This is a genomic window from Sphingomonas sp. (genome assembly GCF_035998645.1).
Taxonomy (GTDB): Bacteria; Pseudomonadota; Alphaproteobacteria; order Sphingomonadales; family Sphingomonadaceae; genus Sphingomonas.
Map to the genome: position 1 here is coordinate 507,083 of NZ_DASYHL010000004.1, position 26,631 is coordinate 533,713.

The following is a 26,631-nucleotide window of genomic DNA, read 5'->3' on the forward strand; positions in this document are numbered from 1 at the left end:
TCGGATGTCGTCAAGAAAAGCCCTGTCCCGGGTCAAGCCCGGGACGACGAGAGAGAGGGAGTTCCCAACAAAAAGAGCCGGTCCTTTCGAACCGGCCCCCTCCATCACATCAGGCGAGTCGCCTCACCAGATCTTCACCCGCTGCTCGGGCGGCAGGTACAGCGCGTCGCCGGGCTTCACGTTGAACGCGACGTACCAGGCGTCGACGTTCCGCACGATGCCGTTGACGCGATACTTGGCCGGGCTGTGCGGGTCGGTCAGCAGGCGCTGGCGTTCGGCGTCCTCGCGCACCTTGGACTGCCATGCCTGGGCATAGGACAGGAAGAAGCGCTGGTCGCCGGTCAGGCCGCCGATCACCGGTGCCTTGCCGTGCTTCGCCTGATAGCGCTGATACGCGCCATAGGCCATTTCGACGCCGCCCAGATCGCCGATATTCTCACCCAGCGTCAGCTTGCCGTTGATCTTGGTCCCCGGGATCGGCTCATAGCCGTTGAACTGTTCGACCAGCACGGCGGTGCGCTTGGCGAACGCGGCCTTTGCTTCGGGCGTCCACCAGTTGGCGAACTTGCCGTCGGCGCCGAACTGGCTGCCCTGATCGTCAAAGCCATGGCCGATTTCATGCCCGATGATCGCGCCGATCGCGCCATAGTTGACCGCCGGGTCCGCCTTGGCGTCGAAATAGGGCGCCTGAAGGATCGCCGCGGGGAAGGTGATCTGGTTGGCGAGCGGGTTGTAATAGGCGTTCACCGTCTGCGGCGTCATGTCCCACAGCGACCGGTCGACCGGCTTGCCGAGCTTCGACAGCTGATAATTCTGCCCCCATTCGCGCGACGCCATCATGTTGCCGAGCAGGTCGCCACGGCTGATCTTCATCGACGAGTAGTCGACCCACTTGGCCGGGTGGCCTACGCGCGGGTCGAACGCGACCAGCTTTGCCAGCGCCTTTTCCTTGGTCGCCGGGTCCATCCACTGATTGGCCTTCAACCGCTCGTCCAGGCTGGCGCGCAGGTCGACGATCAGCTCGTTCATCTTGGCCGAGCTTTCGGGCGGATAGTGGCGCGCGACGTAAATCTCGCCGACCGCTTCGCCGAGTGCGCCGTTGACCAGCTGAATGCCGCGCTTCCACCGCTCGCGCTTCTGCGGAGTACCCGACAGCGTCTTGGCGTAGAAGTTGAACGAGGCATCGTCGAACGCCTTGGGCAGATACGCCGCGTTGGACGAGATGAAGTGGAACGTCATCCAGTCCTGCCAGGTCGAAACCGGTACCTGCGCGAACATCTTGCCCAGCGCAGTCAGCGCGGTGTCGTTGCCCATGATCATCTTGGGCAGCGATCCCAGACCCGCGGTCTGCATCATGCCGGTCCAGTCGAACTCGGGCGCGAGCTTCGCCATGCCGGCGCGGTCCATCGGCTTGTACAGCGCCATGATGTTGCGGTTCTGCTCGGGGCTCCAGTGCACCTTGGCCATCGCGGTTTCGAACGCGACGATCGCGTCGGCCTTCTTGGCGGCGTCACCGATCCCGGCGAGCGTCAGCACCTGCTCGACATAGGCGCGATAGGCGGCGCGGAACTTGTCGTATTTCTCGCCTTCCAGCAGATAATAGTCGCGCGCCATGCCGAGCGTGCCCTGGCTGGCAAACGCGGTGTACTGGGTCGGGTCGGCCAGGTCGGGGATGATCCCGATATCGACCGGGCTGGCATAGCCGGTGCTGGCGAACAGCGTCTGGAGCTTGGCGCGGTCATTCGCGGCCGCGATCTTGGCGAGGTAGGGCTTGAGCGGCGCGGTGCCGCGCGCCTCGATCCCGGCCTCGTCCATCCAGCTGGCGTAGAGGTCGCCGATCTGCTGGCCCTTGGCGCCGAACTGGCTGGGGTTCTTCGCCATGTCGTCGAGGATCGCGCGGACCGAAATCTCGGCCTCGTCGGTCAGCTTGACGCCATAGCCCGCCGATGCGCGATCCGCCGCGATCTCGACCGACTTGTTCCAGCCGCCATTGACGTACGACCAGAAGTCATCGCCCGGCTTGACGCTCTTGTCCTGCCCGGTCAGTTCCAGGCCGACGGTGCCGTAACGCGGCCCGCTCGCGCTCTGCGCCAGCGCAGGACCGGTCAGCGCAAGCGCGGCAACGCCCAGCGTCAGGCGCGTGAAAACACTGATCTTCATACGAAAAATCCCCCCAGAGAGTCGGTAGTGTATTGTGTAACCGTAACGGTTGACGGGAGGGCACGCAATTGCGGGCGAACAACATTCTTCGTCGCCCCGGGCTTGACCCGGGGCAGGGCTGCTTCTTTCTCAGCGCTGGCAAAGAAAAGCCCAGCCCCGGGTCGAGCCCGGGGCGACGGGGGGAGGGTCAGGCGAGAACCCCCGCGACCGCCTTGTTCCAACCCGCAAGCCGCGCCTCCCGCGCGCCGCTCTCCATCGCGGGTTCGAACATCTCGACCCGCCCGCGCATTGCCGCAGCGTCCTCCAGCCCGGAAAACAGCCCGCAGCCGACACCCGCCAGCATCGCAGCGCCCAGCGCGGTCGTCTCCGTGAAGGCCGGCCGCTCGACCGTCACGCCCAGCACATCGGCCAGGTCCTGCGCGATCCAGTCGTTGGCGACCATGCCCCCGTCGATCCGCAGCCGCGACCAGTCGCAGCCATCCGCGGCGAACGCTGTCTTCAAGTCATGGCTCTGGTGCGCCATCGCCTCCAGCGCGGCGCGTACGACATGCGCCTTGCCGCTGGCCAGGCTGAGGCCGCTGATCGCCCCGCGGGCTTCCGGCTCCCACCATGGCGCGCCCAGCCCCGACAAAGCGGGAACGAAATACACGCCGCCATTATCCGCGACGCTGCGCGCCAACGCCTCGGTCTCGCCCGCATCGCCAATCAGTCCGAGCGAATCGCGCAGCCATTTGACCACGCTGCCCGCGACGAACACCGACCCTTCGATCGCATAGGTGCGCTTGCCGTCGAGCTGGCACAGCACGGTCGAGAGGAGCCGGTGGCGCGACGTCGGCTGGCGCTCGCCGGCATTGGTCAGCACGAATGCCCCGGTGCCATAGGTCGCCTTGGTCTCGCCCGGCGCCAGGCACGCCTGCCCGATCGTCGCCGCCTGCTGATCGCCGGCCAGGCCGCAGATCGGGATGCGCCCGCCGAACAGCGTCGTCTCGCCGAACCGCCCCGCACAATCGACGATCTCGGGCAGCGCGCCGCGCGGGCAATCGAACAGGTCGAGCAGCCCGTCGCTCCACCCGCCGCTGCCAAGGCCCATTAGCAAGGTGCGCGATGCGTTGGTTGCGTCCGACACGTGCAGGCCGCCCGTCAACTTCCACACCAGCCAGCTTTCGACCGTCCCAATCGCCAGCCGGTCGCCGGCCTCGCTCAGCTGCGGCCAGTTGGCCATCGCCCAGGCGATCTTGGTCCCGCTGAAATAGGGGTCGAGCAACAGGCCGGTGCGCGCCTGCACCCCCGGCTCCTCACCGCGATCCTTGAGGGTCCGGCACAGCTCCGCGCTGCGGCGGTCCTGCCACACGATCGCCGGGGCGAGCGGTTGCCCCGTCTCCTTGTCCCAGAAGACGATGGTCTCACGCTGGTTGGTGATGCCGATCGCGGCGATTGCGTCCGGCCCGCCTGCGCGCTCGATCATCGTCGCCGCGCAATTGGCGGTTTCGGCCCAGATCTGCTCGGGGTCGTGCTCGACCCACCCTGCGCGCGGATAGGATTGGCGCAGCGGAACCGCGATGCTGTCGAGGCAGCGCCCGTCCGGGGCGAACAGCATCGCGCGGGTCGAGGTCGTCCCCTCGTCGATGACCAGTAGAATCTCTCCCATCGAGATAGGGTAGCCGGGATTACATCGCGCGCAAATCGCGCTAGGCTTCACGGGAGAGGTGAAGCGAGTGGACGAGGGTTTCGGTAACGATCGGCGCAGCGGAGGGGAGGGGGACACGCCCGACTCGACGCATCATTTCGTCCCCGTCGTGCCCCCCGCCGATCACGAGAGCGAGGCGGAGAATCGCCGCGACCGCCTGCTCGCCGGGCTGACGCTGATGGCCGGGATCGGCCTCGTCCTCGCGATTCCGTTCGCGCTCAAGACCGGGTCACCCTTCTTCCTGCCGCTCACCGCCGCGATCGTCATCGCGATCGCGCTGGTCCCGATTCTCGAATGGCTGGAGCGGCACCGCGTGCCCGCGCCGCTCGCCGCGCTGATCTGTCTGTTGCTGTTCCTGACTGCGGCCAATGCGGCGCTGGCGTCGATCGTTGTGCCCGCCTGGGGCTGGCTGTCGATCCTTCCCGAGCGAATCGACAACATCCAGTCGAACGTGAAGCCGCTGATCGACTTTTATTCGAACTTCGAAACCTTCGTGAACAAGACGATCCAGGATCTCGCCCAGTCGCGCCCGATTCAGCCGGTTGAGGCCGCAGGTCAGGCACCGCCGCGCTCGCTGCTCGAGCTTGCCGCGACCAGCGCGCCGACCGCGTTCATCGAAATGTTCTTCGCGGTGCTCGTCATCTATTTCTTCCTGTCGGGCTGGACCCGGCTGCGGCGCAACGCGATCACCAGCCGCACCAGCTTTGGCGGCGCGATGGCGACCGCGCGGGTGATTCAGGACGTGGTCGACGACACTTCGGCCTATCTCGGCACGATCACGCTGATCAATGTGACGCTGGGGCTGCTGGTGGCGGGGGCGCTGTGGCTGATCGGGATGCCGACGCCGCTGATGTGGGGCGGGATCGTCGCGCTGCTCAACTATATCCCCTATCTCGGCCCGATCTTCGCCGCCGGATTCCTCGCGGTGGGCGGGCTGATGACGTTCCAGGACGTGTGGACCGCGCTGCTGCCGGCCGCGATCATGGTCGTGCTGCATATCATCGAGGCGAATGTGGTCACGCCATTGGTGGTCGGGCGGCGGCTGACGATCAACCCGATCATGATTCTGATCTCGCTGTCCTTCTGGGGCTGGGTCTGGGGGACGCCCGGCGCGCTGCTCGCGGTGCCGCTGCTGATCATCATCCAGACCGTGCTCAACGCTGCGGGCAAGCCCGATATCGCCGGATTCCTGTTCGAACACGGCACGTTGGTGGCGCGCGGCAACCCGTCTGCGCCGCGTGCGCAATTTATGCGCGAAACCGGTGTTGACAGCCCCGACCCGCCCGTTTAGGTGCCGCGCTCTCGCAAGGGACGGTGCTTCGGCACCAGGGTCATGCGGGTGTAGCTCAGTTGGTTAGAGCGCCGGCCTGTCACGCCGGAGGTCGCGGGTTCGAGCCCCGTCACTCGCGCCACCCCTCACAGGGTGGCCATCCCCCTCTCACTCGACATCGCCGGGTTTCAGCATCACCAGCGCACTCTGTTTGTGCACGCGCTTGATGAAGCTCGTTTCGTAGCGCCGCACCGCCGGATCGTTCTGAAACAGCCGCTCGGCCAGCGCATTATAGTCCGCCATGTCGCGCACGCAGACCAGCACGGCGAGGTCGTCCGCCCCCGCGACATCCAGGATCATCTGCACAGAATCCTCCGCCGCCAGCGACGCGCGCAGCGCCGCGATCCCGCGCTCCTCGGCATGCTCATGCACCTGCACCCGCACCAGCGCGCGTAGCCGTCGCGCGGTCAGCTTCGGCGCGAGCATCGCAACATCCGCCGCGATGAACCCTTCGCTCCGCAACCGGCGCACGCGTCGCGTCACTGCCGACGCCGATAGCGGCACCGACCGCGCCAGCGCCTCTGCGGTCGCCAGCGAATCGCCCTGAAGCAGGTTGAGCAACTGGATATCGAAGGCGTCGAGCTTGCTCATGTCCGGCGCGAACTCCCTCCGAGATGACGATTTTCGGCACATAGGGGGCGATGATCGACTGCAAAAGGCGTGTTAGTCAAATATAACACTCGGGCAACTACGGAGTGATATACATGAATGCGCGTTTTCTCGCGGCGGCGGGCCTGATGGTGTTTGCCCCGCTGACCATGGCCCAGACGGCTCCGGCCGCCGTGCCCGCCGCCAAGGCACCGGCCTATACCCCCGCCATGGGCCGGGAGGCGGTGACCAAGCTGGCCGAGGAGATCGAGGCGAATTTCGTCTTCCCCGATATCGCCAAACGCTACGCCGCGATGTTGCGCACCAAGCTTGCCGCCGGAGGCTATGACGGATTTACCGAAGCCTTCGCGCTGGCCCAGGCGGTGACGGCGGATCTTCAGGCGGTCGCGTCCGACGGGCATTTGCGGATGTACGCCCCCGACGCCCCCCAGCCGCAACGCGTCGGCCAGCCTTCGGCGCAGCGCGGCTTTGGCGACCGTCCGTCCCCGCCGCCCGCGATGGAACAGGCCGGTATGATCGCGCCGGGCATCGCCTATGTCCGCTTCAACGCATTCATGGGCGACCCGGCGGTGCTCACGGCGTTCACCGAATTCCTCGACGCCAATGCCGGGGCCAAGACGCTCATCATCGACGCACGCACCCACCGCGGCGGCGGGCTTTCGGAGATGGATGTGCTGTTTCCCCGCATCTTCACCCGGCCGCAAACGGTGATGGTGATGGACACCCGCGCCTCGGTTGCTGAGCGTGGCGGGCCACTGCCCTTCACCTCGCTGGTCAAGGTCGATGCGCCCAGCGAATATTACCGCTCCGAACATCGCGTCACCCCCGCCAGCCCCACCTCGCCGTGGAGCAAGGCGAAAATCTATTACCTGACCTCGGGCCGCACCGCCTCGGCGGCGGAGCATCTCGCTTCGGCGTTCAAGGGCACCGGGCGTGCGACCTTGGTCGGCGACACCACCGGTGGCGCGGGCCATTATGGCGGCTCGCTGCCGTTGCCGGGCGGCTTTGCGGCCTTCATCCCGTTCGGGCGCAGCTATTTCCCCGACGGCGATGGTTGGGAGCAGGTGGGGGTCAAGCCCGACATCGCAATCGCCCCCGCGCGTGCGCTTTACGACGTGCTGGTGCGTGAGGGTGTCCCCGCAGCCCAGGCCGAGACGCTGTCGGCATCGCATATGCCCAAGGGCCCGATGGAACGCCGTCACTGACCCAGCGGCCAGCACGGCGGCGGCGCTATCCACAGCGCGTGTTCGCCGCCCCCTTGCACCCCCCGGCGCAGCCGCTAAACGCCCCCGTTCACCATGTATGGAGCGGGATATGAGCGACTCGATTTCGGCCGAGCAGCTGCGCCTTCTGATCGAGCGGATCGAGCGGCTGGAAGAAGAAAAAAAGGGCATCAGCGACGACATCAAGGACGTCTATGGTGAGGCCAAGGCGACCGGGTTCGACGCCAAGATCATGCGCACGATCATCCGCCTGCGGAAGATGGAGAAGCACCAGCTCGACGAGCAGGACGCGCTGCTCGAAGTCTACCGCGCCGCGCTGGGGATGCAGTAACTTAAATCCTCCTCCGCCAGGGGGAGGTGTCAGCGCAGCTGACGGAGGGGGCGGAAGCACGACGGCAGGAACCGAGAGGACAAAGCCGTCCTCCCCCTCCGTCGCCTTCGGCGCCACCTCCCCCTTGCGGGGGAGGATTTGCAGCCTCGCCCCACACGCCTAACATGCCCCTCCGCACAGGAGGAACCGGCAGCATGATTCTCACCACCACCAGCACCGTCGATGGCCATAGCGCCACCCGCTATCACGGCATCGTGACCGCCGAGGTGATCATCGGCGCCAACATCTTCCGCGACCTGTTCGCCGGCATCCGCGACATCGTCGGCGGGCGATCGGGCAGCTATGAGCGCCCGCTCAAGGACGCGCGCAAGACCGCGCTCGACGAACTGCGTGATGAAGCCCGTGCGCTCGGTGCGAACGGCGTCATCGGCATCGACTTCGACTATGAGGTGATCGGCAAGAACGGATCGATGCTGATGGTCTCGGCCTCCGGCACTGCGGTGACGCTCAGCGGGGTGTGATCTGCGGCTAGGCATTGCGCGCCAGCCGCTGCCTCGCCTAGAGACGCCGCATCCAATTCCATAGAGACACCCCATGGCAGGCCATTCCAAATTCAAGAACATCATGCACCGCAAGGGCGCGCAGGATAAGAAGCGCTCGGGCATGTTTAGCAAGCTCAGCCGCGAAATCACCGTCGCGGCCAAGATGGGCCTGCCCGATCCGGACATGAACCCGCGCCTGCGCGCTGCGGTCAACGCCGCCAAGGCGCAGTCGATGCCCAAGGACAATATCCAGCGCGCGATCGACAAGGCGAGCAAGGGCGACGGCGAGAATTACGAGGAAATCCGCTATGAGGGCTTTGGCCCCGGCGGCGTATCCCTGATCATCGAGGCGCTGTCCGACAACCGCAACCGCACCGCCACCAATGTCCGCACCGCGGTGTCCAAGAATGGCGGCAATCTCGGCGCGTCCGGATCGGTCAGCCACGCGTTCGACCGCGTCGGCCTGATCACCTATCCCGCCAGCGTCGGCGACGCGGAAAAGGTGTTCGAGGCAGCACTTGAGGCGGGCGCCGAGGACGTGACGTCGAGCGAGGACGGCCACGAGATCTGGACCGCCAACGCCGACCTGCACGAAGTCGCCAAGGCGCTTGAGCCGGTGCTGGGCGAGGCTGAGGGCGCGAAGCTCGCCTGGAAGCCACAGACGATGGTCGAGGTCGACGAAGCCGACGCCGCGACGCTGTTCAAGCTGATCGACGCGCTCGACGACGATGACGACGTCCAGACCGTCTGGGGCAATTACGAAGTGTCCGACGCGGTGATGGCGAAGCTCGGCTGATGCTGGCGCTGATCGCCAAGGCGTTGCTCTCGGGCGCGCTGATCGTGGCGATCGCAGAGATCGGCAAGCGCCAGCCGGGGTTTGCCGCACTCGTCGCCTCGCTCCCGCTCGTCTCCATCCTGGGCATGGTCCTGTTGTGGAGCGGGCGCCCGGATGCGGAGAACATGGCGCATCATGCAGAGGCGACCTTCTGGTACGTGCTGCCGTCGCTGCCGATGTTCCTGCTGATCCCGGTCCTGCTGCGGAGCGGGGTCAGTTTCTGGGTGGCACTCGTGGCGGGCTGCGCGCTGACGATTGCGCTGTATCTCGGACTGATGGCGCTCGGTCCGCGCCTTGGTCTTCGGCTCTGATCCGGCGATCGATCGGGCTTCAAGCCGCCCGATCGTCGGCGGCATCCATCCCCAGCAGCGCGCGGATGCGCCAGGCGTCGGCTGCCCAGTTGGTCCCTTGCGAAAACGGCATCGACGCGAGACGCGGCGCGTCGTCGAGCAGCGGAAACAGCTCGCGCTCCTCGCGGGCCAGTCGATCCTCCATCTCCGCCGTGCGCAGCCGCACCGCAACGGCATAAGCACGCCAGTCGCGCACCACGACATCGGGCGGAAAGCGCTTGGTATGCGCCGCGAACCGTTCATAGTCCGCAGCGGTGGACTGGCAGAAGCGATCGGCGACGGCGCGCGCGGCGGGGTCGGCATGCAGCCGCAACCGCGGATAGATCATCCGGTCCTTGAGCGTCAGCGTGCGCAGCAGGCTGCGGCTGAAACGCCAGCGCGCATCGTTCAAGTCTTCGACACCGGGCGGCTCGAATCGCCGGGCAATTGCCGCCATTTCCGCAGTGCACTCGCGCAAACGACGGTGCTCGGCAAAGAATGGATCGAGATTGGACACGCTGAAACCCGCTTTCTTGGCTCCGGAACGACAGGGCGGTACCGCAGCGATACCCAGACGGGCTGGCGCACCGTCCGTTTGTCTTTTAGGGCACGGCGATGCTTAAAGGTCGGGAAACCAGTAGAATTACGTTACGGCATGCACGGTGCGCGGTAACGCAATGAGCGCGACTCGCCTGATTCTGGGCCTTGATCCCGGCCTTGGCACCACCGGCTGGGGCCTGATCCGCGCCGAGGGCAATCGCCTGAGCCATGTCGCCAACGGCCAGCTCAAGACCGACGCAAAGGCACCGCTTCCGCGCCGGCTCGCGCATCTCGACGCGATGCTCGCGGCGCTCGTCGCCGATCACGCCCCCGATGGCGCGGCGGTGGAGGAGGTGTTCGTCAACGCCAACCCGCAATCGACGCTGAAGCTCGCGCATGCCCGCGGCGTTGCGATCTGCGCGGTCGCGCGCGCGGGGCTTGAGGTCGGCGAATATGCACCGCGACTGGTCAAGAAGGCGGTGGTCGGCACCGGCACTGCGGAAAAGGCACAGGTCCATGCGATGGTCGCCCGCCTGCTCCCCGGTGCCAAGATCGCCGGGGCCGACGCCGCCGATGCCCTGGCGGTCGCGATCTGCCACGCCCATCACCTGGCGAGTGCACGGGCACTGGCACGCTGATTATCGCTTCCCTCGCGCCCGCCGTTCCGCTTATGTCCCAACCATGATCGCGCATCTCAACGGGCATCTCGCCGCCACCGGCATCGACCATGCGGTGATCGACGTGAACGGCGTCGGCTATCTGGTCGGCGCATCGGCCCGCACCCTCGCGGCGCTGGGCTCACTCGGCGAGTTCGTCACCGTGCATACCGAAATGCTGGTCAGCGAGGATTCGATCCGCCTGATGGGCTTTGCCAGCGCCGAGGAGCGCGACTGGTTCCGCCTGCTCACCGGCGTGCAGGGGGTGGGGGCCAAGGTTGCGCTGGCGATCCTCTCGATCCTCTCCCCCGCCGAAGTCCAGACCGCCATCGCCCGCGCCGACGCGGCGATGGTGGCGCGCGCCAATGGCGTCGGTCCGAAACTGGCGCAGCGGATTGTCAACGAGCTGAAGGACAAAGCCGGCGGCATCGCGATCGGCGCGGGCGGGGCGGGGCTGGCGGCTCCGGTCGGCAGCGCGGCCAATGACGCGGTGTCGGCGCTGCTCAACCTCGGCTTCAAACCCGCTGAAGCCAGCAACGCGGTGAACGCGGCGAGCGATGAACTTGGGGCGGGGGCAACGCTCGACGCGCTGGTCAGGCTGGCGCTGCGCAAGGCGGCGAAGTGAAGTGGGTGATCTATCTGATCGCGTTGCTGATGAGCAGCAATGCGCTCGCTTGCACGGATGGCTCGGCAACCCGGTATTATTTCTTCGGTGTGCGACCAGAGGGTGTCGAGGTCGCGCGGCTGCTGCCTGTCGAGATCGTTCGCATCGATGGGCAAGTCGTTCACGCGAGAGCGGACGAGCGTTTTGCCAAAGCACTTGGCGGGCGCGACATCGAAATCGAACTGCCCGAGTATCCTGAGGGCACAAACTGCATCGACTTTGGATTCCGCGAGGGCCGTGCATTCTTTGTTTTCGACCGCGTTTTCACCCGCTCCTCGGGTGAGATCGTTGTCGTCGCGCGCCCCGTCAGTGGTAGGGTTTATCCAAAAGGTCGAAGTGCCGCTGAACTCGATAAGTACGTTGTCGATCCGGAAATGAAGGCGCGGGCGGAGCGGGGCAGGGAAAAGCGCTGAGTAATCTCGCGACACCCTCCACTCCGTCATGCTGAACTTGTTTCAGCATCCACTGCTCCCCGCAGCGACTAACCAGAGGCTCTATCTGCAACGGCAATCCGCGCCCCCTTTGCGGCGACGCTGGGGGCGAAATCTCGGAACCGTCGCGCGCCGCACGGTGGATGCTGAAACAAGTTCAGCATGATGGACTGAACCAAAGATAGCGCTACCAGAATCTTGTTGCGCTCGGATTTGATAGCGCTACCATAACTCCGCCGGACATCAATCCGGACCTGCAGGCCCGCAAACGGGCCGCGAGGAGGAGAGAGAGGATGCGGTCCCTCACGCGTCGGGAAGCCCTTGCTCTGGCCGGTGCGCTGGGTGTCTCAGCATGTAGCGGTGGAGGGCCGGGGAGCGGCGCAGTGTCGGCCCCAACCCCGACACCATCGGCCGGACCGTCGACCAGCCCATCACCCAGCCCCTCTGCCTCGCCCAGCCCGACGCCCTCGCCCACGACTACGCTCAAGGCGGCAGCTGCCGCCAAGCGGATGCGCTTCGGATCGACCTTTGCCTGGGCCTCGCCCGGCGCCGATGCCGGGTCGTTCAACAACCCCGCTTATGCCGCTTTGCTCGAACGCGACTGCCAGCTGCTGGTCCCCGAAAACGAGATGAAGTGGGAATATCAGTCGAGCGCCGAGAATGTGTACAACTGGACCCGCGCCGATCAGATGCTGGCCTATGCCGAGTCAAAGGGCATGGAGATGCGCGGCCATTGCTTCCTGTGGTACATTCAGGAGCGGTTTCCCGCATGGCTGCGCAGCTATGACATGGGAGCAAATCCCCGTGCCACGGCGGAGCGGCTGGTGCGCACGCATGTCGAGAGCACCGCGCGCCATTTCGGCAGCCGCATCAAAAGCTGGGACGTGATCAACGAGGCGATCGACCCCGCGACCGGCAATGTCCGCACCAACATCCTGCACACAGCGGTCGGCGGCGACAACTCGATCCTCGACCTCGCCTTCCGCACCGCGCGGGCCGAGCTGCCGACGGCGGAGCTGGTCTATAACGACTATATTGACTGGGGCTCGACCACGCACCGCAACGGCGTGCTCAACCTGCTGCGCGGCTTTCGCGACCGCAACGTGCCGATCGACGCGCTGGGCATCCAGTCGCATATCGGCTTTTACTCCAGCGGCACCGCGCAGGACATCGCCAACGCGCAGATCCCGGCGATGCGGACCTTCCTCGATGCGGTCGTCGCGCTCGGCTACAAGCTGATCATCACCGAATTCGACGTCAGCGACCGCAACCGCACCGGCACGGTGGCGCAGCGGGACGAGGATGTCGCGGTGTACGGCCGCGCCTGGCTAGACCTGTTGTTCAGCTACCCGCAGCTCAAGGACGTGCTCGTCTGGGGCATGAACGACAAATATAGCTGGCTCCAGAATTTCGGCACCCCGCGCCCCGACGGCCAGCCGCTGCGCCCGCTTCCCTATGATGCCAGCGCCCAGCCCAAACGGTTGTATACCGCGATCGGGGATGCGTTCGCGGCGACGACCGCGCGCCCCGCGCCGACGTGACGGGGAGGGGGATTGGCTTGCCGCAAGCGAACGGATAAGGAACGTTTGTGGCGCGCATTATCCCCCAGTTTGGGTCCGGCCCTATTCTCACCGCCTCATGTCGGTCAGAGTGTGTCTGCGCTGCGCGGCGCCTTTGCTTGCATCGATGGAGGGGGTGAGGCGATGGAAGAGCTTGATAAGCAGATCCTGCAAGAGGTTGCTCGCGTAGAGCTTCAAACCCTGAGCGAGATTCGCCAAATATCCTGGGAACAGCACTCGTCGGGTTACAAATGGCTAACGTCGTCCCTTTTGGCGATAAATGGGGGTGCTGCGTTCGCCATAATGTCTGCGGATAGGTTCAAAGGCGCTGATGTTCGCTGGCCCATTATCTTGTTTGTGGTCGGAATACTTTTAGCCCTTCTGAGCGCTCGCACTAACCAGTGGTTTGTCATGCGGAACATGCCGGGCCTCCAATGGATGTCTGGTTACTGGGTTTCCGTTCTTGTTAGCGGGGTGCGAGATGATGATGGCGAGGCGGCTTTAATGAGCCGCGTGAGGACGCAAATGCGAGGCGCGTGGCTGGGGCAAGCGGCTGCTTGGGCTTCGGTTTTCGCGTTTGTGGGTGGTATCGCGGTAGCGGGCCTATTGTTGCGATAGATGTCGAGGCAGGTATGAGCGCGGTTTTCAAGAGTGTCGGTGAGATCGGAAAAGTGGGTGCAGGCACTCAAATGACCGATGCTGACCGCATCCCCACCGCCTCCCGCCGTCCCGAGGACGTCGACGCGGCGCTGCGTCCCAAGTCGCTCGACGAGTTCGTCGGCCAGCGTGCGGCGCGTGACAATCTGCGCGTGTTCATCGACGCCGCTCGCCAGCGCGGCGATGCGCTCGATCATGTGCTGTTCTTTGGCCCGCCGGGGCTGGGCAAGACCACACTGGCGCAGATCATCGCCAAGGAAATGGGCGTCGGCTTCCGCGCTACCTCCGGCCCGGTGATCGCCAAGTCGGGCGATCTTGCCGCGTTGCTCACCAATCTTGAGGATGGCGACGTCCTGTTCATCGACGAGATTCATCGCCTCGCCCCTGCGGTCGAGGAAGTGCTGTATCCCGCGATGGAAGACCGCGCGCTCGACCTTATGATCGGGGAGGGGCCGTCGGCCCGGAGCGTCCGGATCGATCTGCCGCGCTTCACTCTGGTCGGCGCGACCACGCGGCAGGGGCTGCTGACGACGCCGTTGCGCGATCGTTTCGGCATCCCGGTGCGCCTGCAATTCTATACGGTCGATGAGCTGACCCGCGTCGTCACCCGCGCCGCCGCCCTGCTCGACCTTGGCATTGCCGAGGATGGTGCGGCGGAGATTGCGCGCCGTTCGCGCGGCACCCCGCGCATCGCCGGACGACTGCTGCGCCGCGTGCGCGACTTCGCCAATGTCGCGGGGGAGACGGTGGTGCACGCCCGCGCCGCCGATGCCGCGCTCAACCGGCTCGAGGTCGACGCGCTCGGCCTCGACGCGATGGACCGGCGCTACCTTACCATGATCGCCGACATCTATCGCGGCGGCCCGGTCGGGGTGGAGACGCTCGCCGCGGGCCTGTCCGAACCGCGCGATACGGTCGAGGAGGTGATCGAGCCTTACCTCATCCAGATCGGCCTGATCGCCCGCACCGCACGCGGCCGCTGCCTTAACGCGGCCGGGTGGAAGCATCTCGGCCTCAACCCGCCTGCCGGATCGCAGGACGGGCTGTTCGACGGAAAGTAGCGCAACGCAAAACGCTCCCCGGGACTGGCCCGGAGAGCGTTGCGGTAACTGGCAGTGTTGTTCTTAGAACTTGGTGCGCAGCGTCAGGCCATAGGTGCGCGGCTCGGCAAGGAAGGACGAGAATAGCGAGTTGGCGGTCGCGTAGGACGGCGCGCCAAAGCTCTGCACCTGGGACAGGCTGCCCGCCCCCTGGAACGGGGTCGAGAACGCGACCTGCTGATAATCGGTGTCGAGCAGGTTCTGCGCCCATAATTCGACCGCCCAGCGCTGATCCGGGCCGCGAATGCCGATGCGCCCGTTGACCAGCATATAGCCATCCTGCGCCTTCTCCGCGAACAGGTCCGAGCCGGTGTTGTAGTCGCTGGTCATGCGGCTATCGACATAGAAGATCGCGGACAGGCCGGTGCTGTTGAGCTCCGGTGTCCAGCTCAGCGAGCTGGTGATGGTGTGCCGCGGCGCGTTCGAAATGGCACTGCCGGGCAGCAGGAACAGCGCATTGTTGAGCGGCTCACCCGTGGCGCTGCCGACCAGATCGTTGGCATATTTCGCATCGGTCAGCGTGTAGCCAAGGTTCACCGTCAGATCCGCAGTCGGATACACGCCCGCCTCGATCTCGAACCCTTGCGTGATCACGCCGGCCTGGACGTCGCCGGTGCACGCCCCGGTCGCCGCGCTCAGATCGCGGTCGGCACCATTCAGCGCGACGCTGCACGACCCGATATTCTGGACGATGTAGCTGCTGCCGTTGAACGTGTTCAGCTGGAAATTCTTGAACTCCGACCGGTAGACGGCGACGTTCGCGGTCAGCTTGCGCGAGGTGTATTTGATGCCGATTTCATACGCCTGCACCGTTTCCGGATCGAAGCGCAGGTTGCGCGCCATCGCCGATGTCGGCGTGCTGAACACGGTGGTGCTCAGGTCCGACCGGTCAAGGTTGAACCCGCCCGCCTTATAGCCGCGCGAATAGCTGCCATAGACCAGCAGGTCGCGGGTCGGCTTCCACGACAGGACGGTGGTGCCGGTGAACTGCCCCTCGCTGATCCGGTCGCTGATCGGCAGGCCGGTGATCGCCGAGGACGAGTTGCCGGTGCAGCTGAGCGTGATGATCCCGCCGACCAGCGACTGCAGCGCCGGATTGGCCAGCAACGGCCCGAGCGCGGCCTGCTGCGCCGGGCAAACGGTGTTGTTGTTGGTGAACTGCGCGTTCAGCGTCTTGACCTCATGCGTGTAGCGCAGGCCGCCGGTGATGCTGAGCGTGTCGGTGATCTTGAAGATATTGTGGGTGAACAGCGCCCAGTTGCTGCTGGTCTGGTCATAGATGTCGCGCACGCTGCCGACATTGTTGATCGTGCTCAGCCGATCGATACCGGCAATCACCTGTGGCCCGACCGCCGGGGTCAGCACCGCGCGGCCGGTCGGGCTGAGGCAGCCCGTCGCCGATGCGCTCTGCAACACCGGGTTGGGGTTGATCGTCGCGACGATCCGGCACGCGGCAAAGGCGCCGTACTGGCTGCCGAATTTGAGGTTGTCGGAGACCCTGAGCTTTTCATCCGCGAAATAGCCGCCGATCAGCCAGTCGAAGCGGTTGCCGAAGGCCGAACCGCTCAGCCGCGTTTCCTGGGTGAAGGTGCGGAACTTGCGGAATGCATTACCGTCATCCGGGCGGTATCCGATATCGACATTGCCATAATCGATGTCCGCCGCGCCGCCGGCTTCATATTCGCGATAGGCGGTCAGCGAGATCAGCTGCGCCGCGCCGACATTCCATCCGATGCGCGCGGACACGCCGTAATCGGTGGTCAGGTTCGAATAGGCACGCCCGCGCGTATTGGCGATGCGGCGGTTATACGGATCGCCCAGATGCGGGAACACCGCGCCAAGGTTGGTGAGGATCGGGAGGATGCGGTTCTGTGCCGCGACCGCGTAATCGCCCGGCACGCCCGGCGTCGGGTCGGTCTTCTCGCGCGTATCGATCAGCACCGCGCCACAGCATTTCTCGTCGCGGCGCGTGTAATCGCCGATCAGGCGGATCGAGAAATCGGCGTTGGGCTTCCAGAACAGCTGGCTCCGCACGAACACGCGGTTGCGGTCGTTATAGTCGGTGTCGTTGACGACATCGTGATAGAAACCGGTGCGCTTGGCGAACACGCCATCGACGCGGAATGCCAGCGTGTCGGCGATGATTGGGCCAGTGACGGCGCCGGCAACGCGCACGGCATCGTAATTGCCATAGCTCGCCTCGGCATAGCCGCCGAACGTGAACTCGGGATATTTGGTGTAGATGCTGATCGCGCCGGCCGACGAATTGCGGCCCGACAGCGTACCCTGTGGCCCGCGCAGCACCTCGATCCGCTCGACCTGGCCCAGATCGTTGAGGCCCGATCCGGTGCGGTTGCGGTACACGCCGTCGATGAACACGACGACCGAGCTTTCCAGGCCGGGATTGTCGCCGACTGTGCCGATGCCGCGCAGGCGCGCAGTGGCATTGGCTTCCGACCCGGTCGATGCGACCAGCAGCGACGGGGCGATCTGCGCCATCTGGCGAATGTCGGTCGCGCCCGAATTTTCGAGCGCGGCGGTGCTGTAGGCGCTGACCGCGATCGGCACGCTCGACAGGCGCTGCGAACGGCGGGTGGCGGTGATCACGATGTCGGCGGTATTCTCCGCCGGCGCCTGATCGGCTGACGGTGCCTCGGCCGGAGCGGGCTCGACGCCCCGCAGGGCCTGTGCCCACGCCGGACTAACCGACCCGACACACGCAGCAGCAGTCAACAGATAGGCCCGCACTCGCATCCAGCTTCTCCCGAATAAATACTGGAGCCATTATAGTGGGCGATGTGCAGGGGCCGGTCGCGGATACCCAAATCCTATGTGCGCGGACTAAAGCATTGTGAAATGGTCGTTGTGCGGTGCGGTACGGAATCTCGCCGCGCGACTGATGGTCGGAGGGTTCCAGCGCATTGGGTGGAGAACGGCCAAGTAAAGTGACTTGGTCGTTCAGTCCTCGGTTCAGCTGAATATTTCGGGTGCGTCATAATCCGGCGCGCCTTCGCGGCTGGCAATCAGGCGGTGACCGTCCCGATCGCGCGCCCGACGCGCGCGCGCATCTCGATCACGGCACTCAGCCGCGCGGCGAGCAACGCGGTGCCGCTGACCTTGCGCTGGACGAACAGCAGTTCGGATCGCGGCAGGTGCCAGCTGCTCCGGTCGGCGGCGATGTCTCCGACGTCGCGGCGGATCGATTGCAGGAAGGCGCGGTCGGCGAAATCGAACACCGGCCCGCGCTCCAGCTCGGTCAGGATCGCATCGATCATCGACGCGATCAGCGCCGGATGACGCTCGCGCGCGCGCTGTCCCATGAAGCCGGAATCGACCGCCGCCTGTTCGGTCCGCGCACGGTCGCCCGACAGCGCCGCGCCGAGCAGCAGGCCATAGCCCTCCACCAGCTCGGCCGAAATGCGCCGCGCCGCGCCGAAGTCGAGCAGGACGATGCGGCCGGTCTCGGGCTGGTAGCGGTAATTGGCAAAATTGGGGTCGGTCTGCATTACGCCAAAGCGGAACAGCTCGTCCAGCACCAGATCGATCAGCAGCGCGGCGACGCGGTTGCGCTCTTCCGGTGCGGCGGTCTCGACCGTCTCGATCGGGCGACCCGCGACGAAATCCATCGCCAGGATATGGTCGGTGGTCAGTGCCGGATCGCCGCGCGGCACGATGAATTCGGGGCGGTCGGCGAGCATGTCGCCATACAGCGCCATCATCCCGGCCTCGCGCTGGTAATCGGCTTCTTCGTGCAACTGCGCCTTGGCATCCTCCAGCAGCGGGGCGATGTCGATGCTGTCGGGCAGGAGGCGCGACAGGCGCAGCAGGGTCGCGACATTGTCGACATCGGCATCGATGCTGTCGGCGACGCCGGGATATTGCACCTTGATCGCCAGCATCCGCCCGTCATGCGTTTCCGCGCGGTGCACCTGACCGATCGACGCAGCGGCGATCGGCGTCGCCTCGAACCGCCGGAAGCGGCGGCGCCAGTCGGGTCCCCATTCGGCCTTCAGCCGCTGGTCGAGCTGGGCAGGGGGCATATGCTGCGCGCGGTCGCGCAGCCGCGCGAGGATCGCGCCCAGTTCGGGCGGCAACAGGTCGCCGCTGTCGAGCGAGAGCATCTGCCCCAGCTTCATCGCCGCGCCGCGCAGATTGGCGAGCTGCGCGGTCAGCTTCTCGGCGTTGGCGGGGGTGAGCATCAGGTCGGACAAAGCAGGGCGCTCGCCCGCCGCGATCTTCTTGACCCCATCGCGCGCGACATTGGCCGCGACGCCAGCGGTCAGGCGCGCAAAGCCGCCCAGCCGGGCCAATCGCCCGCGCGGTACGCGTCGGCCGGGGCCGGACTTCAACCCATCATCGCTCATATATGGTAGATCGGGGCTAGGAGGGGCCGGAGCGACCTGTACCTTGGACCATGCGCGCCGGACGCGGGTCAGTAGCCCGCCTCGATCGCCATGCGGATCGCGTCGGCGCCGGTGCGGCACCCCAGCACATCGAACATCGCCGCGCGGTGCATCTTCACCGTGCGTTCGGTGATGCCCAGTTCGTGCGCGATCTGCTTGTTCAGCCGCCCCGCCGCCATGCCGAGCAGCACCGCCTTTTGCCGCGCGGACAGCATATCGACGCGCGTGCGCGCGGTGGTCTGCGGCGCTGCGACCGGAGCGGGGGTGCGCACTTCGACTTGCGAACCGAGGAAATAGCGCAGCTCACCGCGATCGTCGAAGATCGGCGCGACCATCACCGCGTTGCGGAACGGCGTGCCGTCCTTCTTGTAGTTGAGGATCTCGACCAGCACCGTGCGCCGCGCCGCCACCGCCTTGCGGATTTCGTCGGTCAGCTCGGGTTCGGTTCCGGGGCCTGCCAGGAAACGGCAGTTGTTGCCGATGATCTCTTCACGCGAATAGCCGGTCAGCGCGACGAACGCGTCGTTGCATTCGATGATCGGCGTATCGGGCCGGTGCGGATCGCTGATGACGGCGGCAACCGCGCTTCCGGCGATCATCTCGGACGGTGACATGCTGGCGTCATGCCAGCTTGGTGGGCGCAGCGCAAACCTGCACCTCCGGCCATGTTGTGCGCGCCGTTAACCGGGAGGATTGTGGAAGCTGACCAAGGAGGCGTCGATGAACTATTATGCACCGCGTGAGGACAGTTCCGGCGCCTCGCCTCATGTCAGCGAGGAAGAGGCGCGCGACGCCGTCCGCACGCTGCTGCGCTGGGCCGGCGACGATCCCGACCGCGAAGGGCTGCGCGACACCCCCGACCGCGTCGCACGCGCCTATCGTGAGTATTTCGAGGGGTATGAGCAGGACCCCGCCGCGATGCTGGCCCGCACCTTCGGCGACAGCGGTGGCTATGACGAGATGGTGGTGCTGAAGGACATCCCCTTCAACTCGCATTGCGAACACCATATGGCCCCGATCATCGGCAAGGCAGCGGTCGCCTATCTTCCGCGTGAACGCATCGTCGGCATCTCGAAGCTCGCCCGCGTGGTCCATGCCTTCGCCCATCGCCTGCAGGTGCAGGAGCGGCTGACCGTTCAGATCGCGCAGTGCATCATGGACACGCTCAACCCCCATGGCGTCGCCGTGGTGATCGAGGCGCAGCATGGCTGCATGACGTGCCGTGGCGTCCGCACGCCGGGCGTGGGCATGGTCACCAGCAAGTTGCTCGGTTGCTTCCTTGAGGACCGCTCGAGCCGGGCGGAGCTGCTTGCGCTGCTCGGCTATCGATGAGCAGTTCGGTTGCGATTGTCGGGGCTGGCGTCAGCGGGCTGTCGTGCGCGCGCGCGCTCCGCGATCAGGGGCATCACGTCACCCTGTTCGATAAGGCCCGCCGCCCCGGCGGCCGCGCCTCGACCCGTGAGCAGGCCGTCGGCGATCGCCTGTACGCGTTCGATTTCGGCGCGCAGTATTTCACCGCGCGGCATCCTGACTTCGTTAATCAGGCCAATGGCTGGGCGGAGCGGGGCATTGCCGCGCGCTGGCCGGCCGCCGGCGGCGATGCGTGGGTCGGCGTGCCCGCGATGGCAACGATCGTGCGCGACCTCGCCGACGGGATGGGGGTGCGCTGGTCGAGCCACGTCCAGTCGATCGTACGCCGCGCCGGCAGCTGGTCGCTGACCCTGACCGAAGGGGCGGCGGGGCCGTTCGATGCGCTGGTGCTCGCGATGCCGGCCGAGCAGGTCGCGGCGCTCGCCGGTGCGCAGGACTTCGCGCTCGCCCGCCGCGCGGTCATGTCGCCCTCGCGGCCATGCTGGGCAGTGATGCTGGCGTTCGACGCGCCGCTGCCGGTCGATTCCGATGTGCTTCGCGATATCGGCCCGATCGCCTGGGCCGCGCGCGATTCCGCCAAACCCGGTCGCCACGGCGGAGAATCATGGGTGCTCCACGCGGCCAGCGACTGGTCGATCGCGCACCTCGATCTCCCGAACGAGGAAGTGGCCGAGCAACTGACCGCCGCCTTCCTCGCCGCGATCGGCCTGGTCGCCCAGCCCGCCGCGACCCGCGCGCACCTCTGGCGCTATGCCCTGTCCAGTCCGGGCAGCGACGGCGCCTATTGGAACCCCGGGCTTCAGCTCGGCGCATGCGGCGACTGGTTGCTCGCCCCCCGCCTCGAATGCGCGTGGCTATCCGGCCGCATGCTCGCCGAGCGGATCGCGGACAGCGCCGCAGAGGACAGCCCGCGCGCGGCTAGCTTGGGTTAACCGCGCGCGGGCCGTCATCCGACTTACAACCCGTCGACCGCCTTGCTGACGAGGATATTCACCGCCACGCGGCGGTTCTGCGCCTTGCCTTCCTCGGTCATGTTATCCGCCAGCGGGTCGGCCTCGGCCATGCCGGTCGGGGTCAGCATGCGATACGGCTTCCACCCGCACGCCTGCTGGAGGTGGTTGACCACCCGGCTCGCGCGCTTCTCGCTCAGCTCCTGATTGAGTTCCTCCGGCCCGGTCGCGTCGGTATAGCCGACGACCAGCAGCAGCGCGTTCTCCATCGACCCGGCCTGGCTCGCCGCATTGCACAGTTCGGCCTTGGCCTGCGCGGTCAGCACCGCCTTGCCCGTGTCGAAGTTCACATTGGTCGTGCCCTTGACGTTATACTGGTCGATATCGCCGACCCGGCCCTTCAGCGCCTCGGTCGCGGCTGTCTGCTCGGCAAAGCCCTGGCTGGTGCCGCTGCGGATCATCGACGCGGTCTTGAGGTCCTTGTCAGCCAGCTTCACCTGCGCCGCTACCAGCCCGCCGCCGAACTGGCGCGTCTGCACGCTCACCGGCAGACCGTTGAGCAGCGCATCGCTACCGCGCTTGGTCCGCCCAAGGCCCAGAAAGCCGCCGGCCGAGCGGATCTGCGTCTCACCGGTCACCGCGATCAGCGTCGGCGTGCCATCAGCCCCGGTCACCTGAATCTGATTGCCCTGCCGCGCGGAGATCATCCCCTCAATCTCTGGTCCTGCAGGCAGCTGCGCCAGTGGCGGCAGCGGCTCGCCCTGGATCGTGACCTGCTCGGTCGATTGCAGCGGCGCTTCCTGCGCGACCAAAGCGGTCGGCGCGACGGCGGCGAGCAGGGCGGTGAGCGCGAGGGCGCCGGAATGGATGGGACGCATAGACATACTCCTGAAGCTCAGCCCGTTACGGGGCTGCGGAGCAAAGCCCGGGTCGCGGCGAAGGTTCCGACGCCCTGCCCCCGAGTCAGGGCGGGCGGTGCGATCCGCGCGGCGGGTTGAGCAACCTCGGCCTGCGCCGGTCCGGACTTGGTATTGCGCGCGGCGCGGTCCCAGCAGCGGGTTGGCGCTTACAGGGCGTAGGGATGAACGAAGCCAACTGCCGCACCTACGCCTGTACGTGTGCCATTGCCAAACACATAGGTCAGCACGAGTTCTTCCGCTGCCGGGCCAACAAACATGATTCGGAATTGCCCGCTTACATCGGCGACCGGCCCGATCCCCGCGCCTGCGAACCCGTTTGTGACCATGTTCCCGGCGACGTTGCCACGAATGGGGAACGAGCCAACGCCACCGACCTGGTTCTTGTAGAAATTCTCGCCTCCCAGGCTCATCGTGCCCGTTACAGTTCCGGTGCTGAAATCCACGGTGACCGACACCGATGAAGTGCTGGAAAGAAACCACAAATCAGTGTCCGTGGCGTAGTTACCCGAACCGAGAAGCGAATAGCGCACCACACCCGTGCGTGGCATCGACGCTGTCGGGGTTGGGGAGCCGTAACCGAAATATTTCAGTCGAGTCCGGCGTGTCGCTCCGTTGACAACGGTATGTTGCCACCCGCCCGTCCCACCATATCGCGCGGTCACATATCCGCTGCCCTTGAAGGACGAAATAAACTCCGACTGCTGATACAGGGCAAGATAGTTTTGGGCGGCACCCGATGTGCTCGCGAAGAACACGACGCCATTTCCGTTTGGCCGGGTCGTGTCTGCGGTCAGCTGAGCCGCGCCGAAATTCGCCGAGTTAACCCCGTCTGCCAGACGATAACCGGCATTGTAGTCTGCACTAAATCCCGGCGGATCGAGCGTGACGATACGATCGGTCGTCGATCCGGCCGTGATCACGCCATTGGTCTGCGCAACACCGCCGGTCGTGCTCAACTCCATTGCCGCCACGATATAGGCGGCATCCCCGCGAGGCTTCACCTCGCCGGTGTTCAGCGTGACCGGAGGCGGACTGGTTGTGGGCGAAGGGCCTGGGTTGACCACGACCGTGCCCCCCGAAGTCCCCTTCTCGCCGCCACAGCCGACCAGCACGATCAATGTTGGCACCAGCCAGACGGATTTGTGCATATCCCCCCCCTAAGCCGTTCTGTTGCCTCACTTGTTTCCAAGGTGCAAGCAACAACACGGCTTGGCGGGGGGCTATCGCAGTTACGCCGCCTTGGCGCGGCTCGCGCGCTTGCGCTCGTGCGGGTCGAGGAAGCGCTTGCGCAGGCGGATGGTCTTGGGCGTCACCTCGACCATCTCGTCATCGTCGATGTACGCGATGGCCTGTTCCAGCGTCATCTTCTTGGGCGGGGTCAGGCGGATCGCGTCGTCCTTGCCCGACGAACGGACGTTGGACAACTGCTTGGCGCGCATCGGATTGACCTCAAGGTCGTCCGGCTTGGCGTTCTCGCCGATGATCATGCCTTCGTACAGCGCTTCGCCATGGCCGACGAACAGGATGCCGCGCTCTTCCAGCGTGTTGAGCGAATAGGCATTGGCCTCGCCCGAACCGTTGGAGATCAGCACGCCGTTCTTGCGGCCCTCGATCGTGCCCTTGTACGGGCCGTACTTCTCGAACAGCCGGTTCATGATGCCGGTGCCGCGCGTGTCCGACAGGAACTCGCCATGGTAACCGATCATGCCGCGGCTGGGCGCGCTGAAGGTGATGCGCGTCTTGCCGCCGCCCGACGGGCGCATGTCGGTCATCTCCGCCTTGCGGATGTTCATCTTATCGACAACCGTGCCCGAATATTCCTCGTCCACGTCGATGATGACCGTTTCATACGGCTCCATCTTCTGGCCGTCTTCCTCCTGAAGCAGCACGCGCGGGCGGCTGATGCCAAGCTCAAAGCCTTCGCGGCGCATCGTTTCGATCAGCACGCCCAGCTGAAGCTCACCGCGGCCGGCGACTTCGAAACTGTCCTTGTCGGCGGCTTCGGTCACCTTGATCGCGACGTTCGATTCGGCTTCGCGGAGCAGGCGGTCGCGGATCATGCGGCTGGTCACCTTGGTGCCTTCACGCCCCGCCATCGGCGAATCGTTGACCGCAAAGCGCATCGACAGCGTCGGCGGATCGATCGGCTGCGCCTGGATCGGCACGCTGACCGAAACGTCGGCGATGGTGTTCGACACCGTCGCGACAGCGAGGCCGGCGAGGGAGATGATGTCGCCCGCCTGCGCTTCGTCGGTTGGCACGCGGTCGAGGCCGCGGAAGGTCATGATCTTCGACGCGCGGCCGGTCTCGATGATGTTGCCGTCCATGTCGAGCGCGTGGATCGCCTGGTTCGCGCGCACCTTGCCGCTGGTGACGCGACCGGTCAGCACGCGGCCGAGGAAGTTGTCGCGGTCGAGCAGGGTGACGAGGAAGGTGAACGGCGCGTCGATGTCCAGCGCGGGCGGCGGGACATGGTCGACGATCTTCTGGAACAGCGGGGCGAGCGTGCCCTCACGCCGGTCGGGATCATCGCTGGCATAGCCGTTGCGGCCCGATGCGTAGAGGACCGGGAAGTCGAGCTGGTCGTCATTCGCGTCCAGGCTGACGAACAGGTCGAAGACTTCGTCCAGCACTTCCTGAATGCGCTGGTCGGGGCGGTCGACCTTGTTGACCACGACGATCGGACGCAGGCCGAGCGCGAGCGCCTTGCCGGTCACGAACTTGGTCTGCGGCATCGCGCCTTCCGACGAATCGACCAGCAGGACGACGCCATCGACCATCGACAGGATGCGCTCCACCTCACCGCCGAAGTCGGCGTGGCCGGGCGTGTCGACGATGTTGATGCGGATCGAGTTCGCCTCGGTCCCGTCGGGCGACCAGTCGACCGAGGTCGGCTTGGCCAGAATCGTGATCCCGCGCTCCTTTTCCAGGTCGTTGGAGTCCATCGCACGCTCTTCAACGCGCTGGTTATCGCGGAACGTGCCGGATTGACGGAAGAGCTGATCGACGAGCGTGGTCTTGCCATGATCGACGTGTGCGATGATCGCCACGTTGCGAAGGTTCATACGAGTTCCTGGATGTCGCTGAAATGCGGTTCGGGCGGGCGCATAGCGGAAATTGTGCGGCGCGGGAAGAGCTTCAGTCGGTTTGGCGCGGCGCCCATTTCGCAACAATGTCGACGCGGACGTCCTTCAGCGTCAATTTTCGCCCTGAAATCGCGAACTCCAGCAGCGCGTCGCCGCCGCTCGGGCAGCAATTGGGATCCTTGTCGCGCCACAGCTTGCTCGTCGCCGCAAGCCCCTCGAAATCATAGTCGACGCCCTTCCAGATGCCAAACCCCTTGGGCAACTTGCCGGGCAGGGCGTCGCGCCAGCTCTCCAGCTCGATGTCTTGCCAACTCTTGCTCGCCTCGTCCCATTTGAACAGCAGGTCGGCATTGCCGTTGCCGGTGCCCATCGTGCGGCCCGGCACCCAAATCATCCCGTCCTGCGTCATGCGTGGAGGCTCATAGACAACGCCGTCGAACGACCAGCCGATCGCCTTTGCGGTGCCGTGTCCGCTTTCGGCCCACAGCACAATGCCCGCGCCGATGCCGTCGTCATCCGAAGCGCCGTCCATCATCTGCCAATGGACCGGCTGGCCATCCTTGCGCCACAGGACGCCCGACGCGGTCACGCCGCACCCCCGGTCCAGCCATTTGGCCATGCAGGTCTGGCTGCGCGCCGATGGCGTCTTGATCATCGTGCGTACGCCCTGCGCCTGCGCGAGCGCCTTGTCATACTCGGCAATGGCGTCGCGGAACGTCTGTTCCAGTGCGACGTCGTCCATCGGCTTGCCGTCGTAGTCGAGCGCGGTGCGAATGTCGCTCAGCACGGCGTCATGGCGTGCCTGCCAGGTGGCGGTGCGGTTGCCGATCGCCATTACAGCGGCGAACTTGTGCGCCATTTCGGCGCGGAGCGGGACGAGCGCTGTCACCGAGCACGCGCGCTGCCCATAAGTCTGTTGGCAAAGATCCGCTTGCGATGCCGAAGCGGGGACGGCGAGTGCGGTCAGAAGTACCGCAACCAGGCTAGCGCGCATGATCCTCCATGACGGGGGGCGCATCCTTCGCGGGCTGGGCTTTCAGGCGATAGACTTTCCCCAGATCGACTGCGACGGGGCGCGCATCGGCGGCCGAAGCCACCGGCACCCACACCGCGATCGAACCGGCGATCATCATCCTGAGCCTGCGTTCCATGACTCCTCCGTAGGGCCAAGACGTTAACAGCCTGTTTGCCACCAACCACTGACAATCACGGTCGGTTGCATGATAAACCACGTGTATTATATTTGCG

General features: G+C 65.7%; 25 protein-coding genes and 1 tRNA gene. 14 read left to right on the top strand and 12 right to left on the bottom strand.

The features are described from left to right. Window positions 1–123: 123 nt before the first annotated feature. Together VGN66_RS11840 and VGN66_RS11845 are read right to left on the bottom strand one after the other, a co-directional pair. Window positions 124–2,160 carry a M13 family metallopeptidase gene (locus VGN66_RS11840; protein ID WP_327519017.1) on the bottom strand — a complete coding sequence of 679 codons (2,037 nt, stop codon included), beginning with the start codon at window positions 2,158–2,160 and terminating at the stop codon, window positions 124–126. Window positions 2,161–2,347: 187 nt separating this feature from the next. Continuing rightward, a complete protein-coding gene (locus tag VGN66_RS11845; protein WP_327519018.1) occupies window positions 2,348–3,808 on the bottom strand; it encodes a glycerol kinase in 1,461 nt (486 codons plus the stop codon). Window positions 3,809–3,956: 148 nt separating this feature from the next. Here VGN66_RS11845 and VGN66_RS11850 point away from each other — a divergent pair, with 148 nt between their 5' ends. Then, window positions 3,957–5,138 carry an AI-2E family transporter gene (locus VGN66_RS11850; RefSeq protein WP_327519380.1) on the top strand — a complete coding sequence of 394 codons (1,182 nt, stop codon included), beginning with the start codon at window positions 3,957–3,959 and terminating at the stop codon, window positions 5,136–5,138. A 44-nt stretch (window positions 5,139–5,182) separates the two neighbouring features. After that, a tRNA-Asp gene (locus VGN66_RS11855) sits at window positions 5,183–5,259 on the top strand. Window positions 5,260–5,285: 26 nt separating this feature from the next. Here the strand turns inward: VGN66_RS11855 and VGN66_RS11860 are convergent. Then, complete coding sequence (locus VGN66_RS11860; RefSeq protein ID WP_327519019.1) at window positions 5,286–5,768, bottom strand: Lrp/AsnC family transcriptional regulator; 483 nt, start codon at window positions 5,766–5,768, stop codon at window positions 5,286–5,288. A 113-nt stretch (window positions 5,769–5,881) separates the two neighbouring features. Here VGN66_RS11860 and VGN66_RS11865 point away from each other — a divergent pair, with 113 nt between their 5' ends. The 5 genes from VGN66_RS11865 (at window position 5,882) to VGN66_RS11885 (ending at window position 9,028) form a co-directional block, all read left to right on the top strand. After that, window positions 5,882–6,991: a S41 family peptidase gene (locus tag VGN66_RS11865; protein WP_327519020.1), complete on the top strand. Its 1,110-nt coding sequence runs from the start codon at window positions 5,882–5,884 to the stop codon at window positions 6,989–6,991. A gap of 109 nt (window positions 6,992–7,100) precedes the next feature. Beyond that, complete coding sequence (locus VGN66_RS11870; RefSeq protein WP_224922837.1) at window positions 7,101–7,340, top strand: DUF2312 domain-containing protein; 240 nt, start codon at window positions 7,101–7,103, stop codon at window positions 7,338–7,340. Between the two features lie 194 nt (window positions 7,341–7,534). Further along, entirely contained in the window at window positions 7,535–7,861 is a 327-nt protein-coding gene (locus tag VGN66_RS11875; protein WP_224922836.1) for a heavy metal-binding domain-containing protein, read from the top strand. A 73-nt stretch (window positions 7,862–7,934) separates the two neighbouring features. Beyond that, a complete protein-coding gene (locus tag VGN66_RS11880) occupies window positions 7,935–8,678 on the top strand; it encodes a YebC/PmpR family DNA-binding transcriptional regulator (RefSeq protein WP_224922835.1) in 744 nt (247 codons plus the stop codon). Beyond that, entirely contained in the window at window positions 8,678–9,028 is a 351-nt protein-coding gene (locus VGN66_RS11885; RefSeq protein WP_327519021.1) for a DUF3147 family protein, read from the top strand. Before VGN66_RS11880 ends, VGN66_RS11885 begins: the two co-directional genes overlap by 1 nt. A gap of 19 nt (window positions 9,029–9,047) precedes the next feature. On the opposite strand, the gene VGN66_RS11890 is transcribed toward VGN66_RS11885, so the two are convergent. Then, window positions 9,048–9,563 carry a hemerythrin domain-containing protein gene (locus tag VGN66_RS11890; protein ID WP_327519022.1) on the bottom strand — a complete coding sequence of 172 codons (516 nt, stop codon included), beginning with the start codon at window positions 9,561–9,563 and terminating at the stop codon, window positions 9,048–9,050. A 160-nt stretch (window positions 9,564–9,723) separates the two neighbouring features. On the opposite strand from VGN66_RS11890, the gene ruvC reads away from it, so the two are divergent. The 5 genes from ruvC (at window position 9,724) to ruvB (ending at window position 14,614) form a co-directional block, all read left to right on the top strand. Next, a complete protein-coding gene (gene ruvC / locus VGN66_RS11895) occupies window positions 9,724–10,224 on the top strand; it encodes a crossover junction endodeoxyribonuclease RuvC (protein WP_327519024.1) in 501 nt (166 codons plus the stop codon). 43 nt (window positions 10,225–10,267) lie between these two features. Then, window positions 10,268–10,867, top strand: a complete 600-nt coding sequence (gene ruvA, locus VGN66_RS11900) for a Holliday junction branch migration protein RuvA (protein WP_327519025.1) — start codon at window positions 10,268–10,270, stop codon at window positions 10,865–10,867. Continuing rightward, window positions 10,864–11,319 (top strand): hypothetical protein, encoded by a 456-nt coding sequence (locus VGN66_RS11905; protein WP_327519026.1) that lies wholly within the window; start codon window positions 10,864–10,866, stop codon window positions 11,317–11,319. The genes ruvA and VGN66_RS11905 overlap by 4 nt, the downstream gene beginning before the upstream one ends. A 401-nt stretch (window positions 11,320–11,720) precedes the next feature. After that, window positions 11,721–12,878, top strand: coding sequence for an endo-1,4-beta-xylanase (locus VGN66_RS11910; protein WP_327519027.1), 1,158 nt, complete (start codon window positions 11,721–11,723; stop codon window positions 12,876–12,878). Window positions 12,879–13,585: 707 nt separating this feature from the next. Then, entirely contained in the window at window positions 13,586–14,614 is a 1,029-nt protein-coding gene (gene ruvB, locus VGN66_RS11915; protein WP_327519028.1) for a Holliday junction branch migration DNA helicase RuvB, read from the top strand. A 63-nt stretch (window positions 14,615–14,677) separates the two neighbouring features. Here the strand turns inward: ruvB and VGN66_RS11920 are convergent, their stop codons facing one another. From VGN66_RS11920 to VGN66_RS11930, 3 genes are all read right to left on the bottom strand, one after another. Beyond that, entirely contained in the window at window positions 14,678–17,407 is a 2,730-nt protein-coding gene (locus tag VGN66_RS11920; protein ID WP_327519029.1) for a TonB-dependent receptor, read from the bottom strand. Between the two features lie 269 nt (window positions 17,408–17,676). After that, a complete protein-coding gene (locus VGN66_RS11925) occupies window positions 17,677–19,017 on the bottom strand; it encodes an AarF/ABC1/UbiB kinase family protein (RefSeq protein WP_327519030.1) in 1,341 nt (446 codons plus the stop codon). A 68-nt stretch (window positions 19,018–19,085) separates the two neighbouring features. After that, window positions 19,086–19,670, bottom strand: coding sequence for a PAS domain-containing protein (locus VGN66_RS11930; protein WP_327519031.1), 585 nt, complete (start codon window positions 19,668–19,670; stop codon window positions 19,086–19,088). Between the two features lie 106 nt (window positions 19,671–19,776). Between VGN66_RS11930 and folE the strand changes: the two genes are divergently transcribed. Then, window positions 19,777–20,388 (top strand): GTP cyclohydrolase I FolE, encoded by a 612-nt coding sequence (gene folE, locus VGN66_RS11935; RefSeq protein WP_327519032.1) that lies wholly within the window; start codon window positions 19,777–19,779, stop codon window positions 20,386–20,388. Further along, window positions 20,385–21,359: an NAD(P)/FAD-dependent oxidoreductase gene (locus VGN66_RS11940; protein WP_327519033.1), complete on the top strand. Its 975-nt coding sequence runs from the start codon at window positions 20,385–20,387 to the stop codon at window positions 21,357–21,359. The genes folE and VGN66_RS11940 overlap by 4 nt, the downstream gene beginning before the upstream one ends. 23 nt (window positions 21,360–21,382) lie before the next feature. On the opposite strand, the gene VGN66_RS11945 is transcribed toward VGN66_RS11940, so the two are convergent. The 5 genes from VGN66_RS11945 to VGN66_RS11965 form a co-directional block, all read right to left on the bottom strand. Then, window positions 21,383–22,255, bottom strand: a complete 873-nt coding sequence (locus VGN66_RS11945; RefSeq protein WP_327519034.1) for an OmpA family protein — start codon at window positions 22,253–22,255, stop codon at window positions 21,383–21,385. 188 nt (window positions 22,256–22,443) lie between these two features. Beyond that, window positions 22,444–23,445 (bottom strand): hypothetical protein, encoded by a 1,002-nt coding sequence (locus VGN66_RS11950; RefSeq protein ID WP_327519035.1) that lies wholly within the window; start codon window positions 23,443–23,445, stop codon window positions 22,444–22,446. Window positions 23,446–23,526: 81 nt separating this feature from the next. Then, window positions 23,527–25,362, bottom strand: coding sequence for a translational GTPase TypA (gene typA / locus VGN66_RS11955; protein ID WP_327519036.1), 1,836 nt, complete (start codon window positions 25,360–25,362; stop codon window positions 23,527–23,529). A 73-nt stretch (window positions 25,363–25,435) separates the two neighbouring features. Then, complete coding sequence (locus VGN66_RS11960) at window positions 25,436–26,272, bottom strand: hypothetical protein (protein WP_327519037.1); 837 nt, start codon at window positions 26,270–26,272, stop codon at window positions 25,436–25,438. 94 nt (window positions 26,273–26,366) lie between these two features. Beyond that, entirely contained in the window at window positions 26,367–26,534 is a 168-nt protein-coding gene (locus tag VGN66_RS11965) for a hypothetical protein (RefSeq protein ID WP_327519038.1), read from the bottom strand. Between the last annotated feature and the right edge of the window lie 97 nt (window positions 26,535–26,631).

Excerpts from the sequence above, each read along its gene's own strand:
- VGN66_RS11840 (WP_327519017.1), bottom strand. The coding sequence starts at position 2,160 with ATGAAGATCAGTGTTTTCACGCGCCTGACGCTGGGCGTTGCCGCGCTT.
- VGN66_RS11845 (WP_327519018.1), bottom strand. The coding sequence starts at position 3,808 with ATGGGAGAGATTCTACTGGTCATCGACGAGGGGACGACCTCGACCCGC.
- VGN66_RS11860 (WP_327519019.1), bottom strand. The coding sequence starts at position 5,768 with ATGAGCAAGCTCGACGCCTTCGATATCCAGTTGCTCAACCTGCTTCAG.
- VGN66_RS11865 (WP_327519020.1), top strand. The coding sequence starts at position 5,882 with ATGAATGCGCGTTTTCTCGCGGCGGCGGGCCTGATGGTGTTTGCCCCG.
- VGN66_RS11870 (WP_224922837.1), top strand. The coding sequence starts at position 7,101 with ATGAGCGACTCGATTTCGGCCGAGCAGCTGCGCCTTCTGATCGAGCGG.
- VGN66_RS11875 (WP_224922836.1), top strand. The coding sequence starts at position 7,535 with ATGATTCTCACCACCACCAGCACCGTCGATGGCCATAGCGCCACCCGC.
- VGN66_RS11880 (WP_224922835.1), top strand. The coding sequence starts at position 7,935 with ATGGCAGGCCATTCCAAATTCAAGAACATCATGCACCGCAAGGGCGCG.
- VGN66_RS11885 (WP_327519021.1), top strand. The coding sequence starts at position 8,678 with ATGCTGGCGCTGATCGCCAAGGCGTTGCTCTCGGGCGCGCTGATCGTG.
- ruvC (WP_327519024.1), top strand. The coding sequence starts at position 9,724 with ATGAGCGCGACTCGCCTGATTCTGGGCCTTGATCCCGGCCTTGGCACC.
- ruvA (WP_327519025.1), top strand. The coding sequence starts at position 10,268 with ATGATCGCGCATCTCAACGGGCATCTCGCCGCCACCGGCATCGACCAT.
- ruvB (WP_327519028.1), top strand. The coding sequence starts at position 13,586 with ATGACCGATGCTGACCGCATCCCCACCGCCTCCCGCCGTCCCGAGGAC.
- VGN66_RS11920 (WP_327519029.1), bottom strand. The coding sequence starts at position 17,407 with ATGCGAGTGCGGGCCTATCTGTTGACTGCTGCTGCGTGTGTCGGGTCG.
- VGN66_RS11925 (WP_327519030.1), bottom strand. The coding sequence starts at position 19,017 with ATGAGCGATGATGGGTTGAAGTCCGGCCCCGGCCGACGCGTACCGCGC.
- VGN66_RS11930 (WP_327519031.1), bottom strand. The coding sequence starts at position 19,670 with ATGTCACCGTCCGAGATGATCGCCGGAAGCGCGGTTGCCGCCGTCATC.
- folE (WP_327519032.1), top strand. The coding sequence starts at position 19,777 with ATGAACTATTATGCACCGCGTGAGGACAGTTCCGGCGCCTCGCCTCAT.
- VGN66_RS11940 (WP_327519033.1), top strand. The coding sequence starts at position 20,385 with ATGAGCAGTTCGGTTGCGATTGTCGGGGCTGGCGTCAGCGGGCTGTCG.
- VGN66_RS11945 (WP_327519034.1), bottom strand. The coding sequence starts at position 22,255 with ATGCGTCCCATCCATTCCGGCGCCCTCGCGCTCACCGCCCTGCTCGCC.
- VGN66_RS11950 (WP_327519035.1), bottom strand. The coding sequence starts at position 23,445 with ATGCACAAATCCGTCTGGCTGGTGCCAACATTGATCGTGCTGGTCGGC.
- typA (WP_327519036.1), bottom strand. The coding sequence starts at position 25,362 with ATGAACCTTCGCAACGTGGCGATCATCGCACACGTCGATCATGGCAAG.
- VGN66_RS11965 (WP_327519038.1), bottom strand. The coding sequence starts at position 26,534 with ATGGAACGCAGGCTCAGGATGATGATCGCCGGTTCGATCGCGGTGTGG.